This window comes from Brevibacillus sp. Leaf182 (genome assembly GCF_001423865.2).
In the GTDB taxonomy this organism is placed as follows: Bacteria; Bacillota; Bacilli; order Brevibacillales; family Brevibacillaceae; genus Brevibacillus; species Brevibacillus brevis_C.
Genome location: NZ_LMPN02000004.1, coordinates 1 through 1,423 on the forward strand (window position 1 = coordinate 1; position 1,423 = coordinate 1,423).

The window sequence follows — 1,423 nt, forward strand, 5'->3', positions numbered from 1 at the left end:
AAAAAAAAAAAAAAAAAAAAATAAAAAAAATAAAAAAAAAAAAAAAAAAAAAAAAAAAAAAAAAAAAAAAAAAAAAAAAAAAAAAAAAAAAAAAAAAAAAAAAAAAGTACGTCAATATTATTGCGAGGATAACGGTAGACCGTCGATTGATCCTATTGTTTTATTTAAAATGATTTTCATTGGATACCTTTACGGTATCCGCTCAGAGAGGCAGCTCGAAAAAGAAATCCAGACTAATATCGCCTATCGTTGGTTTCTTGGCCTTTCTTTAACAGATCGAGTTCCAGATCACACAACAATCAGTTGGAATCGTCGAACCCGTTTTAAAAATACAAATGTTTTTCAGGAGATTTTTGATGAAATTGTGCGCTTGGCGATTCAGCATCGAATGGTCGCTGGACGTGTATTGATAAGTGATTCTACGCATCTTAAAGCAAATGCGAATAAACGAAAATTTAAGAAGCATGTCATCGAGAAAACGAGTCGTGCCTATCTCAAAGATTTAGAGGTAGCAATTAATGAAGACCGTGAGGTACATGGAAAAAAGGATTGAAGCCTAGAGAGGGCGTGAAGGAAGAAAAGGAAATCAAGATGAGTACCACTGATCCGGAAAGTGGCTACATGGTTCGAGACAGCAAGCCCGAAGGCTTTTTCTATCTCGATCACCGGACTGTCGATCATAAGTACAATATTATTACCGATGTCCATGTCACTGCTGGCAATGTCCATGATTCCGTTCCTTACATAGATAGGCTGAATCTCCAAATCGAGAAGTTTGGGTTTAAGGATACAATTGAAGCTATTGCATTAGATGCTGGTTATTTAACTACTCCAATCTGCAAGGCACTTCACGATATAAATGTATTTGCTGTCATCGGTCATCGTGCCTTTACACCTGTCAAAGGTCTTTTTGCTAAATGGCGCTTTAAATATGATCTGGAGTGCGATGTGTACACATGTCCTCAAAAACATACACTTACTTATTCGACTACCGATCGAAACGGATACAGGATGTATAAGTCCAATAAAGAAATATGTAAAACTTGTCCAAGGCTTTCTGAGTGTACCCGATCTAAAAATCACCAAAAGGTGATAAGCAGGCACGTTTGGGAAGAGAGTAAGGAATGGGTTCGACAGAACCGTTTAAGTAAATCGGGGAAATATTTATATAGATTAAGATACCAAACCATAGAGCGAAGCTTTGCAGATGCTAAAGAACTGCATGGGCTTCGCTATTGTAGGTTACGCGGACGTGAAAATGTCCAAGAGCAGGTATTGATGACAGCAACAGTACAAAACATTAAAAGGATAGCGCTACACCTAGCGAAAGCAAGTTAGGTGCAGGCTATCCTTTTTTTCAGCACTTCGTGCTGGAACAATGCCAAAAAGAAATCCCCCAAAAGGGGGTTTCTCTTCAGTCTGA

The 1,423-nt window shown here is 37.7% G+C and carries 1 pseudogene; it reads left to right on the forward strand.

Features of this window, described 5'->3' with window-relative positions:
- Positions 1-100: 100 nt before the first annotated feature.
- Positions 101-1,338: pseudogene (locus tag ASG16_RS00020) on the forward strand (IS1182 family transposase); the annotation flags it as partial.
- Between the last annotated feature and the right edge of the window lie 85 nt (positions 1,339-1,423).